General features: G+C 41.6%; 17 protein-coding genes and 1 pseudogene. 8 read left to right on the top strand and 10 right to left on the bottom strand.

Annotated elements, in window-relative coordinates; genetic code table 11:
* Positions 1-111: 111 nt before the first annotated feature.
* The 5 genes from AB4140_RS09380 to gmk form a co-directional block, all read right to left on the bottom strand.
* Positions 112-1,767 carry an AMP-binding protein gene (locus AB4140_RS09380; protein ID WP_076538083.1) on the bottom strand — a complete coding sequence of 552 codons (1,656 nt, stop codon included), beginning with the start codon at positions 1,765-1,767 and terminating at the stop codon, positions 112-114.
* Positions 1,768-2,003: 236 nt separating this feature from the next.
* Positions 2,004-2,387: a RidA family protein gene (locus AB4140_RS09385; protein ID WP_076538417.1), complete on the bottom strand. Its 384-nt coding sequence runs from the start codon at positions 2,385-2,387 to the stop codon at positions 2,004-2,006.
* A gap of 137 nt (positions 2,388-2,524) precedes the next feature.
* Positions 2,525-4,639, bottom strand: a complete 2,115-nt coding sequence (gene spoT, locus AB4140_RS09390) for a bifunctional GTP diphosphokinase/guanosine-3',5'-bis pyrophosphate 3'-pyrophosphohydrolase (protein ID WP_303412455.1) — start codon at positions 4,637-4,639, stop codon at positions 2,525-2,527.
* 13 nt (positions 4,640-4,652) lie between these two features.
* Positions 4,653-4,931, bottom strand: a complete 279-nt coding sequence (rpoZ, locus tag AB4140_RS09395; protein ID WP_076538077.1) for a DNA-directed RNA polymerase subunit omega — start codon at positions 4,929-4,931, stop codon at positions 4,653-4,655.
* A gap of 59 nt (positions 4,932-4,990) precedes the next feature.
* Complete coding sequence (gene gmk / locus AB4140_RS09400; RefSeq protein WP_102476572.1) at positions 4,991-5,614, bottom strand: guanylate kinase; 624 nt, start codon at positions 5,612-5,614, stop codon at positions 4,991-4,993.
* Positions 5,615-5,969: 355 nt separating this feature from the next.
* Here gmk and AB4140_RS09405 point away from each other — a divergent pair, with 355 nt between their 5' ends.
* From AB4140_RS09405 to yjjG, 3 genes are all read left to right on the top strand, one after another.
* A complete protein-coding gene (locus tag AB4140_RS09405) occupies positions 5,970-7,280 on the top strand; it encodes a hypothetical protein (protein WP_303446703.1) in 1,311 nt (436 codons plus the stop codon).
* Between the two features lie 91 nt (positions 7,281-7,371).
* Positions 7,372-8,448: a phosphotransferase enzyme family protein gene (locus AB4140_RS09410; protein WP_102476601.1), complete on the top strand. Its 1,077-nt coding sequence runs from the start codon at positions 7,372-7,374 to the stop codon at positions 8,446-8,448.
* 55 nt (positions 8,449-8,503) lie between these two features.
* Positions 8,504-9,184 (top strand): pyrimidine 5'-nucleotidase, encoded by a 681-nt coding sequence (yjjG, locus tag AB4140_RS09415; protein ID WP_102476571.1) that lies wholly within the window; start codon positions 8,504-8,506, stop codon positions 9,182-9,184.
* Between the two features lie 119 nt (positions 9,185-9,303).
* Here the strand turns inward: yjjG and AB4140_RS09420 are convergent, their stop codons facing one another.
* Entirely contained in the window at positions 9,304-10,158 is an 855-nt protein-coding gene (locus AB4140_RS09420) for a mechanosensitive ion channel family protein (RefSeq protein ID WP_372000708.1), read from the bottom strand.
* 207 nt (positions 10,159-10,365) lie between these two features.
* Positions 10,366-10,998, bottom strand: coding sequence for a chromophore lyase CpcT/CpeT (locus tag AB4140_RS09425; RefSeq protein WP_372000710.1), 633 nt, complete (start codon positions 10,996-10,998; stop codon positions 10,366-10,368).
* Between the two features lie 293 nt (positions 10,999-11,291).
* Here AB4140_RS09425 and AB4140_RS09430 point away from each other — a divergent pair, with 293 nt between their 5' ends.
* The 3 genes from AB4140_RS09430 to AB4140_RS09440 are packed head-to-tail and all read left to right on the top strand — an operon-like array spanning position 11,292 to position 13,295.
* Complete coding sequence (locus tag AB4140_RS09430; RefSeq protein WP_372000712.1) at positions 11,292-11,573, top strand: helix-turn-helix domain-containing protein; 282 nt, start codon at positions 11,292-11,294, stop codon at positions 11,571-11,573.
* Entirely contained in the window at positions 11,573-12,901 is a 1,329-nt protein-coding gene (locus AB4140_RS09435) for a type II toxin-antitoxin system HipA family toxin (protein WP_372000714.1), read from the top strand. Before AB4140_RS09430 ends, AB4140_RS09435 begins: the two co-directional genes overlap by 1 nt.
* 34 nt (positions 12,902-12,935) lie before the next feature.
* Positions 12,936-13,295 (top strand): MrcB family domain-containing protein, encoded by a 360-nt coding sequence (locus AB4140_RS09440; protein WP_372000716.1) that lies wholly within the window; start codon positions 12,936-12,938, stop codon positions 13,293-13,295.
* A gap of 4 nt (positions 13,296-13,299) precedes the next feature.
* On the opposite strand, the gene AB4140_RS09445 is transcribed toward AB4140_RS09440, so the two are convergent.
* Positions 13,300-13,542, bottom strand: a complete 243-nt coding sequence (locus tag AB4140_RS09445; protein WP_372000726.1) for a CpcT/CpeT family chromophore lyase — start codon at positions 13,540-13,542, stop codon at positions 13,300-13,302.
* A 64-nt stretch (positions 13,543-13,606) separates the two neighbouring features.
* On the opposite strand from AB4140_RS09445, the gene AB4140_RS09450 reads away from it, so the two are divergent.
* Positions 13,607-14,751, top strand: a protein-coding gene (locus tag AB4140_RS09450; RefSeq protein WP_372000718.1) for an IS3 family transposase whose coding sequence is annotated in 2 segments (ribosomal slippage) — positions 13,607-13,862 and positions 13,862-14,751 — 1,146 coding nt in all. Because the reading frame shifts where the segments join, the coding sequence is not laid out codon by codon here.
* A gap of 491 nt (positions 14,752-15,242) precedes the next feature.
* On the opposite strand, the gene AB4140_RS09455 is transcribed toward AB4140_RS09450, so the two are convergent.
* On the bottom strand, positions 15,243-16,304 hold the full coding sequence (locus AB4140_RS09455) for a hypothetical protein (RefSeq protein WP_372000720.1): 1,062 nt from the start codon (positions 16,302-16,304) through the stop codon (positions 15,243-15,245).
* A 113-nt stretch (positions 16,305-16,417) separates the two neighbouring features.
* Between AB4140_RS09455 and AB4140_RS09460 the strand changes: the two genes are divergently transcribed.
* Entirely contained in the window at positions 16,418-17,647 is a 1,230-nt protein-coding gene (locus AB4140_RS09460; RefSeq protein WP_372000722.1) for a DNA cytosine methyltransferase, read from the top strand.
* A gap of 82 nt (positions 17,648-17,729) precedes the next feature.
* Here the strand turns inward: AB4140_RS09460 and AB4140_RS09465 are convergent.
* Positions 17,730-18,056 (bottom strand): annotated as a pseudogene (locus tag AB4140_RS09465) (hypothetical protein); the annotation flags it as partial.

Genomic DNA, 18,056 nt, shown 5'->3' on the forward strand with positions numbered 1-18,056 from the left:
ACAGGGCAGACACAAACGTCACCAGTTTGAGGTGACAAATGTCATTGATAAAAAAGCCGCCGGCTTGTTAAAGCTTAGGCGGCCAATATATTGAAGCGAATTACTGTGGTGCTAAATCTCGTCTTCCCAGCACACTTTAGCGCCGCGAATACCGTCAACTTTGGCACTGAACTGCTTTTCTAACACATGACGCTTAATTTTAAGTGTAGGGGTTAGGGCATCATTTTCAATGGTCCAAGGCTCTGTCACTACGACAATGGCATCCACAACTTCATGGGACTCAAGGTGCGGGTTAACTCCATCTAGGGTCGCTTTCAGTGACGCGCGCACTTCTTCGCGGGCTTGCAAGGCTGAGCCTTCAGATAATTGCACTAAGGTGATCGGGTGCGGTAAGCCTGAGCCAATGACACAAAGTAGCTCAATGTGCGGATCTTGGGCTATTTTACGCTCAATAGGCACCGGCGCCACATACTTACCTTTAGAGGTTTTAAAGTTATCTTTAACGCGGCCAGTGATAGAAATGTAGCCATCTTCATCGATTTCACATAAGTCACCCGTATGGAAAAATCCATCAGCATCAAAGCATGCTGCTGTGGCTTCTTCTTGCTTGTAATAACCTGTCATCAAACCTGGGCTCTTAACCATTAACTCACCTTCATCGGTGCGGCGAACTTGGCAGCCTTCAACAGGGCGACCCACGCTACCAATTTTTGAGGCATTAAATGGGAAGTTAATAATTGAGTAAGCACAGTTTTCGGTCATGCCCCAGGCTTCTGAAATATTCATGCCGATTTTGTTGTACCACTCTAATTGAGATGGTGGGATGGGGGCTGATCCTGAACCTAATAAACGGCAATGCTCTAAGCCTAAACCTTTTTGGATTTTACGTTTAACTAAGCCGCTAACCAGTGGGATTTTAAGCAATAAATCCAGCTTGCTTTGGCCAATTTTATTGACAATATTGAGCTGAAACAGGGTCCATAAACGCGGCACCGAGAAAAAGACCGTCGGGCGGCATCGCTGCACATCAGCCACAAAAGAATCTAAACTTTCGACAAACGCCACCGACGAGCCGGAGTAAAAAGACGATCCTTGAATCGCTACCCGCTCAGTAATGTGCGCTAAAGGCAAGTAGGATAATAATCTGTCTGTGGTATTGGTTTTTAAATCGCGCACAACCGCTTCACAAGTCCAGCCGTAACTGCCGAAGGTTTGCATTGCGCCTTTTGGTTTACCAGTAGAGCCCGAGGTGTAAATGAGCGTCATCATTTGATCGCTACTAGGCGTAGGCGCATCCACTAATGGTTGCCCTAACTCAAGCAGTTTTTCCCAATGATATTGCGCTGGCATGGTGTCATAAGGTAAAGCTAAACGGAGGATTTCACCGCCGACACCGGCTTCTTGATCGGCCCAAAAATCAAGTTTTCCGGTGAAGATAGCTTTAGCGCCACTGTGTTCTAATACATAGCGGATCATTTCAGCGTTAGCAGTGGGATAGATTGGCACACTGATGTAGCCGCCGTGCATAAGGGCAAGATCGGTAATAAACCACTCGGCACAGTTTTTAGAAAGCAGAGCAACTTTGTCACCCGGTACTAGACCTAAGTGGCGTAATGCGCCTGCAATTTGTTGTACCTTTTGCTGAACTTCTCCCCATGTGAAGTCAACAAACTGGCCGTTAATTGGTTGTCGTAAATATACGGCATCCCCTTGGGTTTCAGCCCAATGAGATAACATTTCTACTGGCGTTTTTATTAGATTTTCCATCGACAATTCCATGTTCTTTTTGTTTTTAATGTAGGATGCATTTATTTGTAGTTTGCTAATGCAATCATCTCAGTATGGCTATTTATCAGCCTATTCGCAAACGCGAGAACAACTTAACGAGATAATTTCTACTTATAAACTAGCATGTTTCACTGAAAGTTAAATACCTCTTGAGTAATAGCTCTAATAAAAAAGGGTGCCAATGGCACCCTTCAGGATAAAACTCGGTTTGTGAGCTAGATCTCCATTATTCCATCCATTTCCACTAATGAGCCTTTTGGCAGCTGTTTTACCCCGATTGCAGCACGTGCTGGATAAGGTTGAGTAAAGTAGCGCGCCATGATTTCATTAACGGTAGCGAAGTGAGATAAGTCGGTTAAAAAGATATTCAGTTTAACGATATCAGCCATAGTGCCGCCAGCGGCATCACATACTGCGGTTAAGTTTTCGAAAACCTGTACAACCTGCTCAGAGAAATCATCGCTAACCATTTCCATGGTGCTTGGTACGAGTGGGATTTGGCCTGAAAGGTAAACAGTGCTACCTACTTTTACAGCTTGAGAATAGGTGCCAATTGCTGTTGGAGCTTTATCGGTTGCGATGATGATTTTTTCTGCCATGACGCCCTCTGCGATCAAGTAAATGAATGATGTCATCCCTAAGCTGTTATCTAACTTAGGGATTTAGGGGATCAATATTACTAACGTTTGTGGCAGGTGCGCAAGACTTCTGCAGTGCAGAAGTCGTGATTGATTTATTAGCGGTTACGTGAGGTGCGCAGGACTTCAGGTAATACCCTAATGCGGCGCATAACATTGGCCAAATGAACACGGTCGTCGACTGAGATCCGCAGGTTAATGAGATAGACTCTGCCATCACGCTCTTCAGTGCTCAAGTTATGAATATTTGAGCCGGCGGCAGCAATAATACTGGTGATTTTTGCCAGTGCGCCTTGATGATTGACAATTTCAACTCGCAGATTGGCTTGATAGCTTTCACCTTCAACGTTATCCCAATGTACTGGGATATATTTGTCTGGCTCGCTTTGATAACCACGGATATTTGAGCAATTTTCCATGTGTACCACAAGGCCTTTGCCTGGGCTTACATGGGCGATGACAGCATCACCTGGAATTGGACGACAGCAATTTGCGAAGGTCACCAACATGCCTTCAGCGCCGCGAATTGGCATCAAGTGCTCTTCGGTTTCGCTATCTTCATTCTTAGTGGTGAGCTTGTGACCCATTAAGCGCTGGGCAACCACAATGCTCATGGCATTACCTAGGCCGATATCAGCCAATAACGATTCAAGATTGTCATGCTTAGTTTCAGCAATAACTTTTTTAAGCTGCTCTAAGGTGATGTCATCAAGCTTGTTTTCACCTAATGCGTGGTTCAGTAGCCGTTTGCCGAGCGCCACAGCATCGTCACTGGTTAAACTTTTCAAGACTTGACGAATTTTACCGCGGGCTTTACCTGTTACGACAAAGTTAAGCCATGCAGCATTAGGTCTTGCGCCTTTAGCTGTAATAATTTCAACGGTTTGGCCTGATATTAACGGCTGACTTAATGGATAAGCTTGACGGTTAACACGGGCGCCGACACAGGTGTTACCCACATCGGTATGGACTTCGTAAGCAAAGTCGACCGCTGTTGCATTCACCGGCAGCTCTAAAATGCGGCCTTCTGGGGTGAATACGTATATTTCTTCAGGGAATAGCTCAGTTTTAACATTTTCCACAAACTCAAATGAGCTACTGGCGCTTTGTTGTAGCTCCAGCAAGCTTTGCATCCACTTATGGGCGCGAACTTGGGTGGTACTTTGTTGTGAACTACTGGTGCCGCTCTTATACATCCAATGAGCAGCAACCCCTTTGTCCGCCATCAGGTCCATTTCTTCAGTACGTATTTGTACTTCAACAGGAACCGCATGGGGGCCAAATAATGAGGTGTGCAATGATTGATAACCATTGGCTTTAGGAATGGCAATATAATCTTTAAAGCGACCGGGATGAGGCTTATAAAGACCATGCATGGCACCTAATACACGGTAACAGGTGTCAATGGAATCGACCATGACTCTGAAGGCATAAATGTCCATGACTTCTTGAAACTGCCGTTCTTTTTTACTCATTTTAAGGTAAATTGAGTAAAGGTTTTTCTCACGACCTTTGACCTTGCAGTTAATTCCAGCATCTTCAAGGCGAGAGGTTATGGCAGTTTCAATACTGTTAATCAGTTCTTTTCTATTACCACGGGCTGCTTTTACGACTTCTTTTAAAACGCGATATCGCATCGGATAATAGGCTTGAAAACCTAAATCTTCTAATTCGCTTTTGATATTGTGAATACCAAGACGGTTAGCAATCGGTGCGTAAATCTCTAAGGTTTCACGGGCAATACGACGACGCTTGTCAGGACGTAATGCACCCAAAGTTCGCATGTTATGCGTTCTGTCAGCAAGTTTGATCAAAATAACGCGAATATCTTGCGTCATTGCCATCATCATCTTGCGGAAGTTTTCAGCTTGGGCTTCTTTTTTATCGCGGAACTTGATTTTTTCAAGTTTAGACACGCCTTCGACCAGTTCAGCCACGGTTACGCCAAATAGCTCAGTGAGTTCTTCTTTGGTAACTGGGGTATCTTCGATGGTGTCGTGAAGCAGTGCAGCCATTAACGTCTCGTGATCAAGACGCATATCTGCAACGATGCGGGCTACCGCAACGGGGTGGGTAATATAGGGCTCGCCACTTGTGCGCATTTGCCCTTCATGGGCATCACGCGCAACAATGTACGCCTGCTTGAGTAACTCTACTTGCGCTGGTTCTAAATAACCAGAGGCAGACTCCTTTAGACCTTCAAACAGATACAAGTGGCGCTACTCCTTAAAGTGAACGGCCTTCAGCAATTGCTGCAACAGCGGCAATTTCAGCTGCTTCGCGTTCACGTACAGTTTGACGCTCATCAGCGTCTAATGTGTTAGAGGTGACTAAACCTAATTCGATTTCGCGCAGGGCGATAACCGTTGGTTTATCATTCATCTCTTCAACCATTGGGTCTTTACCTTGCACAGCGATTTGGCGTGCACGACGCGCTGCAACCAGGATCATGTCAAAACGGTTGCCGATTTGTTGTACGGCGTCTTCTACAGTTACGCGAGCCATGTGGTGAAACTCCAGTGTTATCTATGGGAAAAAGTGACGCAAATTGTACTTAATGACAATTAGTCTGCCAACAGATCGTTAATCATACCATTATGAGTATGGATCTGACTAGCACAGGTTGATCTTTGGCTGCGAATGATCGCGCGCAGATCGTCTAGTGCGGTATCAAAGTCATCGTTTACAATAATATAATCAGCGTCTTTATAGTGTGACATCTCAGATACAGCCTCAGCCATACGTCCGTCAATCACGTCTTGGCTGTCTTGTCCTCGGCCAGTTAGGCGGCGTTCAAGCTCAGCTTTTGAAGGGGGTAATATAAATACCCCAACGGCCTCAGGCATTAGCTTTTTAACTTGCTCTGCGCCTTGCCAATCAATATCTAAAAAGACATCAATACCGTTGGCTAATGTTTGCTCAATGACCTTGCGGGATGTGCCGTAATAGTTACCAAACACTTCTGCCCATTCAAAAAAAGCTTCATCAGCGATGAGCGCTTTAAATTCTTCAACGCTGGCAAAGTGATAATGTTGACCATTAACTTCACCAGGACGTGGTTGACGGGTAGTGTGTGATACAGACACTTGCATGTCGCTTGGCTTATCTTTTAATAAAGCAGAGATAAGCGAAGATTTACCGGCGCCACTTGGGGCAGACACAATAAATAGATTTCCTCTCGCGCTCATAGTGCAAATTCCAACCAGATTATTTTACAGGGCGAGTATTATACTCAAAGCATGGCAATTTGCGAGATTTGTGATGGAAAAAACTGCATAAATCTGTGGTTATTAGCGGCGATTTTTTTCTAACCTTAGTAATACATTGATTAGTTTAATGCATAGGCTTAAAGACCTAAGGCTATTTCATTTTGTCATATTCGTTAATAAAAAAATGAACTGGCAATGTTAATGGCGCTAAATGGTTTGTGATTGATGTTTTTACAATTAATTTTGCGGCAAATGCAGTGGTTTCGCTGACTTTAGTGATGAAATTGTTTAGTCTGCTTATATAGTTTCTGTTTATTTATTATTGGGATTTCTTGTGTCATTTTCATCCTTATTTTGTCGCCAAGGCCGAGATAACGGTCAAAGAGTGTTGGCTGTGCAATTATCTTGTTTGATTTTTGTATTAATCATCGCGCTGTTATTTGCTCATTCTGTTACCACTATTATTGCAGGGGTAGTGGCGCTGCCCATTAGTGCTTTAAGCAGCTTACGCCGTTTACGAGACGCAGCTAAGCCAAGCTCTTTGGTGGCAATCCCAACCTTGTTATTGTTATTTTTTAGCCTTTCTATTGCATTTAGTTTTCCTGTTGCTGTGTCAGTGACCATTTTTATTTTAGCGGCCATAGTGAGCGCTGGTTTTGCGTGGTTTTCAGCACCCAAGAGCAATAGCCGTAATCAAAACCGCAGAAATAATTTTTATGTTATGGGCTATCAAGGCCCACATGCTAAACCTGTTGCAGGCGCTCAGGGAGTAAGGCAGCGTCAAGAACCGACCATTGGACATGGCAATAACACCAGTCTTAGGGCTGAAAGCCCTGACGCTGCCAACGTTGATAGCGCAAACTCTGATATTGAAAGCTTTGATAACAACAGTTTTGATGACGAACTGGGCCATGAGCCTGGTTATCAGCACGAAACCGTTTATAAAGAGTCTGAGCTTAATCCGTTTAACCATTCTGCAAATAATGCAGCTGGATACAATAGCGAAACAGACGAGGCTAGGTATCAAGCTGATGAAAAGCCCAGCTACCGAGTTGACCGAGGCGCATTAGAGTCAGGTTCGATGACAGAATTACTTAAATCTTGGTTAGTGTGGGCGCAAGATAATAAAAAAATACTTATAATGGCGGCAAAAGCTATAGGGGTTATGTGTGCAATTGGCCTAGTTATCTATCTAATTAGCTTATTATTTACTGGCACAGAAAAAACCGAAATTGTACCTGTTGAAACCGCAGCCATTGAGCAACCATTAGCAAGCAATGAAACTGCGCGAGTAAAACTGCCTGATGGTTTTTGGCTTATCTTACAAGAAGATATTTTAGTGTTACGCTGGTTAGGCGATGAAGGTGATGCTCAGTCTATTTGGCGTTTAGATACAGCCCAAGGCGATAAACGCTGCGCCGAATTAGTCTTTAATGATGGCAGTAAATTTAGGCCCATTAGCGTTGATTTAATGGCAGATAGCGGCACCGAAGCGCGCTTTTCACCGCTGGATAATACCAAGCTCATCAACAATGTTGCCATGCGTGGTAGCTTCAAACTGTGTGGTTATAACTTTAGCCTCAAAGGCAGCCAAGCCACATTATCCTCTGAGCCTGCATTTGGCCAATTTATGAAAAGCTTATAAGAGCTTAAATCGCAGCACAACAGGTGACTAGTGTTGCCGGCTGCGATGGCTTAAACTGTTTGGCTTGCAAAGAAAAGATATGGAGTGTTGGGTGGTTGAGTTTATTAGGCAAACAATTTTGCCTTTATATGGAATTGCAGCATCAGATGTAACAAGTGCCACTATTGCGCCTTTGGGCAATGGTCATATTAACCAAACCTATTTGGTTAAGTGGCCAGCAGGGCAAATGGTGCTACAGCAAATTAATACCACAGTGTTCACCAAACCTGACGTGTTAATCGACAATGCTGCTAAAGTGAGTCATCACCTCATCCAAAAATCTACCTTGGGTGAATACCAGCTCGATGTTATTTCGCCTGTGGTTCTTAAAGATGGAAGTTTGTCGGTAAACCTTGGTGATAAAGGTTATTGGCGAGCCATTAGCTATTTAGCCAATAGCCATACAATTGAAGTGGTGACTAATCAAGATGAAGCCAAAATGGCCGCCAGCGCTTTTGGTCATTTTGCACATGCATTGAGTGATTTAGATGCTAATAGCTTACAAGATGTTATTCCTAACTTCTTAAACCTTCCTCTTCGTATCCAACAGCTTAAACAAGCGGTTGCTGATGATAAATCTCAGCGCTTAGCAGATTGTCAGCAATGGGTTGATTTAGTGTTATCGCAACAAGCCTTATTTGCTGAGCTTGCCCAAGTGGAGCAACAACTGCCACTTCGTATTTGCCATAACGACACAAAAATCAACAATATGCTGTTTGATAAGCGTGATATGTCTAGCATGGCAGTCATCGATATCGACACCTGCATGAAAGGCTACTTAATGTATGACTTTGGTGACATGGTACGGGCGTTTTGCTCACCTGAGGAAGAAGACTCTACAGCGCTCGATAAAGTCATTGCTCGCCCTGAGATTATTAAAGCAGCCACTCAAGCCTATACCGAGCAGTTATCTGCAATATTAACACCGCTGGAAAAACGCAGCCTGTGGTTAGGCATTAAAGTGATGGCGTTGATGCTAGGTTCGCGGTTTTTAACCGATCATTTAAATGGTGATGTGTACTTTGGTATTCATCGTGAGGGCCATAACCTCGATCGCGCGGCAAACCAGTTAACCATATATAACAGCTTGGTTGCCCAAGAAGCGCAATTAGTGACGCTATTTGAATAATAACTAGGCTGTTTCAAATCATTTTCATAAACCAAAACGTCGATAAGGCTGAACCATGAAGTACCAATGGATATTGTTTGACGCCGATGAAACCCTGTTTGATTTTGATATATTTAGCGGCCTAAAGCTGATGTTTTCACACTTTGATATTGATTTTAACGCCAGTGATTTTGAATTTTATCAATCGGTAAACAAGCAGCTTTGGCTGGATTATCAACAAGGATTAATTGATGCCGCGCAGCTGCAACACACCCGCTTTTTACATTGGGCTGAAAAGCTCAATGTCACTACCAAGCAACTTAACAGTGATTTTTTAGCGGCCATGGCCGATATCTGTCAGCCATTACCGGGGGCGAAACAGCTGGTTGATAGCCTAAAAGGCAAAGCCAATTTAGGCATAATCACCAACGGCTTAACTGAGCTGCAAAATGTGCGCCTTGAACGCACCGGCTTTAAGTCGTCATTTGAGCATGTGGTGATTTCTGAAGAGTTTGGTAAAGCCAAACCCGATGTCAGTATTTTTGAGCATACCTTTAAGCTGATGGGTAACCCTGAAAAGCACAATATTTTGATGGTGGGCGATAACCTGCATTCAGATATTTTAGGCGGCGTTAATGCTGGGATTGATACCTGTTGGCTCAATCATCACGGTAAACAAACCGTCGATGGCATTACGCCAACGTTTGAAGTCAAAGACCTACAGCAACTACATGATGTACTGCATTCAGTGAGTTAGGTAGCTCGATTTTTAGCATAAATAAAGCCACTCGATTGAGTGGCTTCTTTTTGGGTAAATCTTTAGCTCAAAGTATCAGCTCGAAGCATTATCCCTGAACATTAGCCTAGCAGGTTAACTCAAGCACTCGTTTCAGCCGCTTTAGGAAACGCCTCATGATAGGCAATCATAAAATCTTCTCGAATGTGTTGCTCTAAATGGGTTGCCCGTTCAGTGGGGCAAAAAATCATAATATGCACCATTTGCTCACCCGCAGGGCCGCTATGGATATGAATATGTGGCTCAGGTCCTGGCAGGTCAACGCCAGCATGTCTTTCAATAATATTATTATAGCGAGTTGCTACTTCAAAAAAGTCTTCACAGTGGGCTTCAATCTTGCTGGTTAATGCAGGAAACAGCGGATACAAGTTTACAAACTCAACCACGGTAATGGAAAAGCTATGGTAAACATAACGCTTCATGAAATTGAGGTTTTTCACCGCATAACTAAAAAACATACTATTAGGGAAGGTGACTGTTTTACCGGTGTAATGGTACTGACCATGGTGCAAGTCGATTTCTTGGATCACCGTCGCCATTAAGTTGTGTTCAATGACCTCGCCGCACAGCTTACCCACTTCAATCCAGTCACCGATGACAAATGAGCGCGAACTCGCCCGCTGAATGGAGCCAGTAAAACACAGAATAATCTCTTTTGACGCCACCACAAAGGCAATCGCAATCGCAGTCACAGACAGGGCAAATTTACTGATTTCGGTTTGCCATAGCAAAAACAAGATCACCACAATAATGATGAAACTACTGTTTTTGGTGCGCGACATCCACTTTCGCTGACCTTCACTTAAAAACGCCACATCACCACGAATTTTCGAGACAATTAAACGCTTAGTCAGTGAAATGAGCATAATGACTAACACCGTAAGTAAAAACTTATGGGCCAGTAAAAAGTCGATGACGATATTCAGTTTAACCACAACACCCTCTTAAAAAACGGCAACTTAACGACAAAATTAGTTAGATAATTCACTTTATCATAGCTATAGACGAAGTCAGCTTTGACCAGTGTTTTTTATTTTAAAAGAGTCAATTGGGGTCGGATTGGGAAAGGTTTTGAAGCTTAAAAGTTGAAATAGCGCTGGATGAGAAGTTGCGTGGTTTCAACTTAATTTTATGGATGCTATTTACTCTTTCAAAAAAATATAGCCTGCTTTTTCAGCGCCCCACACTTGTTTATCGTTACTGTCATAACCGCGATCCCAGCTGACAATACTGTCTTTAGTTACCGTAACTTCAGATGTGGCATAACTTGCGCCGCGTAGCTGACTTAAACAGCTTTTCTCATCAGTAGAACCTGCAAAAGATTGTGACTTATCAGACCAAGTTAAAAACACAGTGCAGCCTGACTTTTCAGTTAAGTCTTTAGGCGTTAGCTCACTCAGAGGATCATCATTTTTATAAACGCCAGCGAAGCTTTTATCGTTTTCAAAGATATACACTTTACTAGCAAACTCAGTTGTAGATAGTGCTGTGACCTCATAAACACGCTGCCTGTATGGTTTATTTAAATGTGTTGCAGCTGCTTGCTCCACATACAGCCAAGTGGATTTATCCTCGGGCCAAATTTGCACCATATTGAGATGGATATTAAAAAAATCTTTATCACTGATAGATTGCTGCTCGCTATCAAAGTGACCTTGCATCCACTCAAGTAATAAAGCTTGCTTGCCTTGTTCAGTTGCTTGAGACGTGATTGGTATAAAAGCCAGTGCTGAAAAAGCACTGAAAACCGCTATGCGGTTAAGAGATATGTTCACAGGAAATCCTTTCCGATTAATAGGGTGTTTTTGGTTTTTTAGTTAGAAGTTGTAATGATTCGTTTAGCCTCATTGTGAGATAAGTTAACTCATCGGTTTGAAAGAGTAAAATAAGCAATTACAGCTTATATCTGCTACAGCGTGTAAAACTATTTTTAACGGTTATAGCGTGTAAAACTAACCTTAACGGTTATACCGTGTAAATAGAATTTTAACGGTTATAGCGTGTGGAACTTGATTTACCTGCTATAGCGTGTAAAGTGAGTTGTATGCATGTTTATAGGTAGAAAAGTATGAAGGTAACAAACTCAAAGCAACTTAGTGCGTTTCTCAAAGATACACGGCTGAATATGAAACTGCCCCAAGCTAAAGTGGCAAGTAGCGTGGGTATTCGTCAGGATACTGTTTCAAGCTTTGAGAAAAATCCTGATTCAACAAAAGTAGACACCTTATTTAAAATCTTATCGGCATTAAACCTCGAACTCGATATTAAGGTGAGGGGGGCTGAACCGGAAAGTCAGCGAACGGCTGATGACGTCAAGGCTGCTGAAGCACAGTGGAAAGAGGAATGGTAATGGCCACGCTTGATGTTTACATGAATGGCTATTTGGTTGGCGAATTTACTAAATCCTCTACCGGTTCGCATGTCTTTAAGTATGCTGCACAATGGCTAAGTACACCTGGTTGCCGCCCTATCTCTTTGTCTATGCCGCTGCGAGTGCAAAGCTATAAGGGAGATGAAGTGTATAACTTTTTCGACAACCTGCTGCCAGATAATATTGAAGTCAGAAATAGAATTGTTGCTCGGCATAACGCGAAATCGACCCAAGCTTTCGATTTATTAGCAAAAGTGGGGCAAGACAGTGTCGGCGCGTTACAATTTGTGCCCCATGGTCAACTCCCCTTAGATGTTAAGAAAATTGAATCTAAGCCGTTATCCAACAGTGCATTGGAAAAAGTCTTACAAGGCTATCTTTCAAATATGCCGTTAGGCATGCTAACAGGTGAAGATGACTTTCGAATATCCATTGCCGGCGCGCAAGAAAAAACAGCGCTGTTGAACTTAGATAATGCGCAAATAAATGCTTGGCGCCTTCCGATTAAAGCCACACCAACAACACATAATATTAAATTACCAATTGGCAAAATACAAAGTCATTCACACACCATTGATATGACAAACAGTGTTGAAAATGAATACCTGAGCATGATGATAGTCAGGGAGTTTGGTTTAATTGTGCCGCAATGCTCAATACTAAAAGTGGGCGATATGAAAGCACTGGCCGTTGAACGTTTTGACCGCAAACTATCATCAGATAAGCAATGGATTATGCGCTTACCCCAAGAGGATTTTTGCCAAACCTTGAATATCCCTTCTGCCAAAAAATATGAAAGCTATGGTGGACCAGGTGTTGAGCAAATAATGAACTACTTATTGGGCTCAACCAATGCCGCACAAGATAGGTGCGATTTTATGAAGTCCCAAGTGCTGTTTTGGTTGTTAGCAGCAACAGACGGGCATGCTAAAAACTTTTCATTGTTCATTGATGCTGGCGGCGGTTACAGACTAACCCCTTTTTACGATATTTTATCCATGTATCCAGCAATGGGCGGCCAAGGATTAAATATTCGCGATGCCAAATTAGCCATGGGGCTTAAAGCGACTAAAGGTAAAAAATATGCGGTAGACAAAATATTTCCAAGGCACTTTATCCAGACAGCTAAAGCGGTGGGATTTGACCCGATAGTTATGACAGAGATATTGCAAGAGGTCGCAGATTCGGTGGATGGAGTGATTCATCGAGTCACAGCCAGGTTACCAGATGATTTTCTTGAGCATATCAGCGATTCAATTTTAAATGGATTAAGTGAAAGAGCTAAAAGGCTTGAAGCCTTAAAATAATAAATAGCGCTGAAATCTGAGTTTAAGGAAAAGTATGAGTATAAAGTTACTTCTATCTGAAATAGCTGATGGGTGGGTTGCTGCCAAAGGCGAGAGGTTTACGAACCATCCTATTGCTAATCAACTAAGAAACGGGTTGAAAGAGGCGGTTAGGAATAAAGTAAGTGAGAAATATAATCATTACTTGATTAAGTCCAGTGCGGGTGCGGGTAATTGGGCAGATGTACCTTGGCTTGCAATTATGAATCCGGAAATTACAGAAACAACACAGTCAGGTATTTACCCTGTGTATTTATTTCGAGCCGATGGAACAGGAATATATTTATCAGTCGGTTTTGGGACTACAAATTTAAGAAAAGAATATGGGGCAGCAGCTAGTGCTAAAGCGGATTAAAGCTTCAAGAATATATAGCCAGCCTTTCTGCGCCCCAGACTTGCTTATCCTCGCTGTCATAGCCGCGATCCCAACTAATAATACTGTCTTTGCTTACGGTCACTTCTGATGTGGCATAGGTTGCCCCGCGCAGCTGACTTAAACAGGTTTTCTCATCGGTGGAACCTGCAAAGTGCTGCTCTGCCTCAGACCAAGTTAAAAAGACCGTACACCCTGATTTTTCAGTAAAGTCACTTGGTGTGAGTATTGTGGCTTAATGAATCTGTACACCGATATGGGGTAAACTCCCCTTAAGATAAATTGGTGTAAAAATGATGACAACTCAACCTACTTACTCAACAGAATTCAAAATTGATGCGGCTAACCTTGTGATTAAACAAGGCTATAGCGTTCGAGAAGCTTGTGAAGCAACAGGCGTAGGCCCAACGGCTATTAGGCGGTGGGTTGCACAACTCAAAGAAGAATTTAGTGGTATTACACCATCAACAAAAGCGCTAACGCCCGAACAAAAGAGAATTCAAGAGCTTGAGGCTCAAATAAAGAAGATTGAATGGGAGAAAGATATCCTAAAAAAGGCTACCGCTCTCTTAATGCAAGACAACATCAAACGATAGCGTTAATTGAGTCATTATCAAGAGAGCAAAGCATTGTTAAGCAACTATGTCAGTTGTTTGAAGTGCCACGAAGTAGCTATCACTATCACCTAAAACATCGCGGCATTGTTAATCCAGATTATCAGCGATTATGCCAGCAAGCTGTTGAGATACACAGTGATAGTCGAGGCTCTGCGGGGGCTAGAACAATTGCGGGACAATTAAATCAGCAAGGCGAAAATATCGGTCGCTATAAAGCGGCTGGTTTGATGAAGCATGCAGGATTGGTGAGCACTCAGCTCAGAAAGCATCGATACAAAATAGCGAAAGATGAATCTAAATTTGCCCCTAACCTGCTCAAAAGGCAGTTTAATGTTAAAGCTAAAAACCAGGTTTGGTGTGGCGATGTCACCTATATTTGGTCTGGAACAAAATGGTTATATTTAGCGGTAGTCATGGATTTATATGCGAGAAAAGTGGTTGGCTGGGCTTGTTCTGATAGTCCGAATACAGATTTGACCTGTGCAGCTTTAAGAATGGCTTTTGAAAGTCGTGGGCGGCCTAAAGGTCTATTATTTCATTCAGACCAAGGTTGTCACTACAGCAGTCTCCAATATCGACAAATGCTTTGGAAATATCAAATCAATCAGAGCATGAGCCGTCGAGGGAGTTGCTGGGATAATGCCGTAATGGAGCGTTTTTTTAGAAGCTATAAAACGGAATGGATGCCAAAGAACGGATATCAACATTTTGATGAAGCAAAGCATGATGTGTTGAACTACATATTGAAACATTACAATACAAAACGCAGGCATAGTTACAATAATTATATGACCCCAACGGCAGCTGAAATGGCGGCATAAGAAAATCCCCCCTAAGCGTGTACAGATTTACTTGACCACATCAGAGTTCGCTAAGCGGCGCCGCAGTTTTGTGGTGCCCCCCCAAAGACGCTGCGGCTTCTGAAACCGAATAACCTTGCTCAGTAACCAAAGCGACAGCTTCTTACTTAAATTCAGTTGTATAAGTTTCGTTTTTTTGGTTTTGTCATTTTACACCTCAATACGGGAGCATTGTCCCTTATTTAAAGTGTCCTGCTCAATTAAACCAGTTCAAATTCATTTCGGCATTAGGGCGGTCTCAACTGTTATTTTTTAGCATCTGACTGAATTGATTTAAGTCTTCTGGTGTTTTAATGCTTTTAGCAGCTTCTTTAGCAAAAGCTTCAATATCTTTTTTGTTCATGAGTATCTGCCTATCCTTGACTCTCTATAGGGGGCTTTTTGATAAGCTGTTACGCAAAATTAGTTACAGTATCACTAGGTAGTTAAACAGAGTCTGCTACAGAGTTAAATCAACGGATATTTTGCTCTATATAGCTAATCAACACTTGTTTAGCCGAATCGCTTAACTGACTTTGTTCATGGCTGTTAATGTATTCAATCACTTTGCTTAACCAAATGTCCTTATAAGAACCAACATCAATATTACCCCAATAGTCTCGTACTTCATTAATATTGGGGTTTCCAAGGTACTCAGCCAATTTGCAAATAAAACCATCATCCAAGAGTCGCTTAAAGTATTTTGGGAGTTCCTCTCCCTCATAGTGATATTTACCACCCGCTGAAAATTTATCCCTAAGAGATGGATTGACAATGCCTTTTTTAGTCGCTAAATATGTTGATATGTCGTTATAGTTTTTATTCGCCGAAAAAATAGTCGGAAATAATGCCGAAATTTCAACCAACAAATTCTCTTCATCTATTGACGATAAGGTATTCCATAATCTAATACCTTGAACATTATTTTTATAGTCATATTCCTCTGAATCATCATCATCTATCCACCATAAATCACCACTTTTTTCTTTCATATAATCCCTCACTAGAGCAAATGGGTTATTTGATTCTGATAGTTGATTGTATGTAATTTGTGTTTTCTCAAATACACTTTCTCCTTGATTTAAATCCATTTTTATCACGTATCTAGGCTTATGTGTTATCGCTATATCTGATATGCAATCCTCCATATAATTGAATCTATATTCCGGATTGCTACCACTAAAGTTAGCAAAGAAAATAGCAATTACATCAACCCCTTTAATTTTGGTTGATTCGAATATACTCCCACCCAAAGTTTCCCATTTCATAGACTTTGATGTTTTAACTTCAACACCAAACATTCCATTATTCGTATGTATGATAATATCTGGGAATTTTTGGCCTGAGATATGTTCAATCTTGCTTATATTGCTAACTTTAAACTTGTTTTTCGTATCATTCATTGCTTGACATAAGATTGCTTCAAATTTACTACCCTGGTTAGAAATTAATATTTTCTTATCAATTAACTCTAGTTGAGAAGATGTATGCTCAAGAAACTCCATTAAGTTCATGTTAATACCTAACTCATACATAATATTTTCCTTAAATAATTAACCCCCAATAAGATAAAACATAAACTACGCGACATTCCACTTTAAAATTGGTATTATTGGGGAATAAATCAAAGTTAACAATTGAGTAAAATATGAGACTATTATCACTATTTAGTGGCTGCGGAGGCATGGACCTTGGTTTTGAAGGTGGGTTTGTCGTCCATGCTGATAGTATTAACCCAATGACTCATAATGAGCAATGGTATACAAAAATAGACAATGAGAAAGTAATGTTAGAGCGGACATCATTCGAGACTGTTTTTTCGAATGACATTCTTCCCTACGCAGAAGCTGCTTGGAAAACTTTTTTTAAAGGGAGGGGGACAAATGTAGAAGAAGTTTTTCATACTGAGAGTGTTGTTGAACTTGTTCGAAAAGCGCTAAACAAAGATGATCCTTTTTCTTTCCCAGAAAATATAGATGTTGTTACTGGTGGCTTCCCATGTCAGGATTTTAGTGTTGCAGGGAAAAGAAAAGGCTTCGACTCACATAAAACACATAAAAATAAAATAGAAGAAGATATCCCATCTGAGGAAACCAGAGGGAAGCTTTATTTATGGATGAAAGAAGTGATTGAAATAACTAAACCCAAAATATTTTTAGCTGAAAATGTTAAAGGCTTAGTGACTCTCGGTGACGTAAAAAGAATAATTGAAAATGATTTTCGTAATATTGGCGAAGGATATTATGTTGTTGAAGCGCAAATTCTAAATGCTGCCAATTATGGCGTTGCGCAAAGTAGAGAAAGAGTAATATTCATAGGGTTGAATAGAAGTTTTTTAAAAAAAGGGGCTATCGAAGCGATTGAAAACGGAAGTATCAAACTATATCCTGAAGCATCACATAATGAAGATTGCAGCGGGAATACAAAGCCATTCGTTATGAGTAAATCAATCCTTTCAGATCTTCCAGAGCCTGAGTTCAGTCATGACCCAGCACAGCAAAAGTTCTCAAAAGCGAAATACTGCAAAGGGTCACAAGGGCAAACTGAAGTTAACCCTATGAAGGTTGGCCCAACTATTCGAGCTGAACATCACGGTAACATTGAGTATCGTAGACTTTCCGAAGAAAAAGGAGGTCGTTGGGTCGATGAATTGGAAGAAGGAAAGAAAGAGAGAAGATTAACAGTAAGAGAATGTGCAAGATTACAAACTTTTCCAGATAGCTATAATTTTGTATTTACTAAGAAAGAGAGTAATAGTTGCTACTCACTATCTGCTAGTGGAGCATATAAAGTAATCGGTAATGCAGTACCTCCTCTTATGGCATATCATTTAGCTAAAAATTTAGAACACATTTGGAATGATTTATTTATTACTTAAGGTGATAAAATATAACGGGAAATATCTTACTTGGTGGAGTGATTAAACAAGTCTCTGCCAATAAGTTTAGCCAGTATCATGGTCATAAATTCGTTGAGTACCAGATGCTGCTGACTGTTTTTTCAAATTTAATGATATGAGTTGAACAGAGCTCTCCTTCACCAAAGCCGTATTCATTGTCGATGTGAAATAGGTTTAACTTTGATTGAACCCCCGCCACCGAAAGGTGTGGTTTTCCGTCCCAGACTTCCATTGGCCAATATTCAGGGTTTTCGATGCGCTTGATGAGATCTGCATGACTAATTGGGGTAAAAGACGTCGCTGGTGGTTCGGTACCTACTGGGAGATACAATATTGCTTCTGAGGTGTCGAATCCAATGCCCTTGACCATGTAACCCTCCCTTAAATT

The organism is Shewanella sp. 10N.286.51.B2 (genome assembly GCF_041469265.1).
Taxonomy (GTDB): domain Bacteria; phylum Pseudomonadota; class Gammaproteobacteria; order Enterobacterales; family Shewanellaceae; genus Shewanella.

What these genes read in the sequence shown, in the direction of transcription:
- AB4140_RS09380 (WP_076538083.1), bottom strand. Translation starts at nt 1,767, where the DNA reads ATGGAAAATCTAATAAAAACGCCAGTAGAAATGTTATCTCATTGGGCT.
- AB4140_RS09385 (WP_076538417.1), bottom strand. Translation starts at nt 2,387, where the DNA reads ATGGCAGAAAAAATCATCATCGCAACCGATAAAGCTCCAACAGCAATT.
- rpoZ (WP_076538077.1), bottom strand. Translation starts at nt 4,931, where the DNA reads ATGGCTCGCGTAACTGTAGAAGACGCCGTACAACAAATCGGCAACCGT.
- gmk (WP_102476572.1), bottom strand. Translation starts at nt 5,614, where the DNA reads ATGAGCGCGAGAGGAAATCTATTTATTGTGTCTGCCCCAAGTGGCGCC.
- yjjG (WP_102476571.1), top strand. Translation starts at nt 8,504, where the DNA reads ATGAAGTACCAATGGATATTGTTTGACGCCGATGAAACCCTGTTTGAT.
- AB4140_RS09430 (WP_372000712.1), top strand. Translation starts at nt 11,292, where the DNA reads ATGAAGGTAACAAACTCAAAGCAACTTAGTGCGTTTCTCAAAGATACA.
- AB4140_RS09435 (WP_372000714.1), top strand. Translation starts at nt 11,573, where the DNA reads ATGGCCACGCTTGATGTTTACATGAATGGCTATTTGGTTGGCGAATTT.
- AB4140_RS09440 (WP_372000716.1), top strand. Translation starts at nt 12,936, where the DNA reads ATGAGTATAAAGTTACTTCTATCTGAAATAGCTGATGGGTGGGTTGCT.
- AB4140_RS09455 (WP_372000720.1), bottom strand. Translation starts at nt 16,304, where the DNA reads ATGTATGAGTTAGGTATTAACATGAACTTAATGGAGTTTCTTGAGCAT.
- AB4140_RS09460 (WP_372000722.1), top strand. Translation starts at nt 16,418, where the DNA reads ATGAGACTATTATCACTATTTAGTGGCTGCGGAGGCATGGACCTTGGT.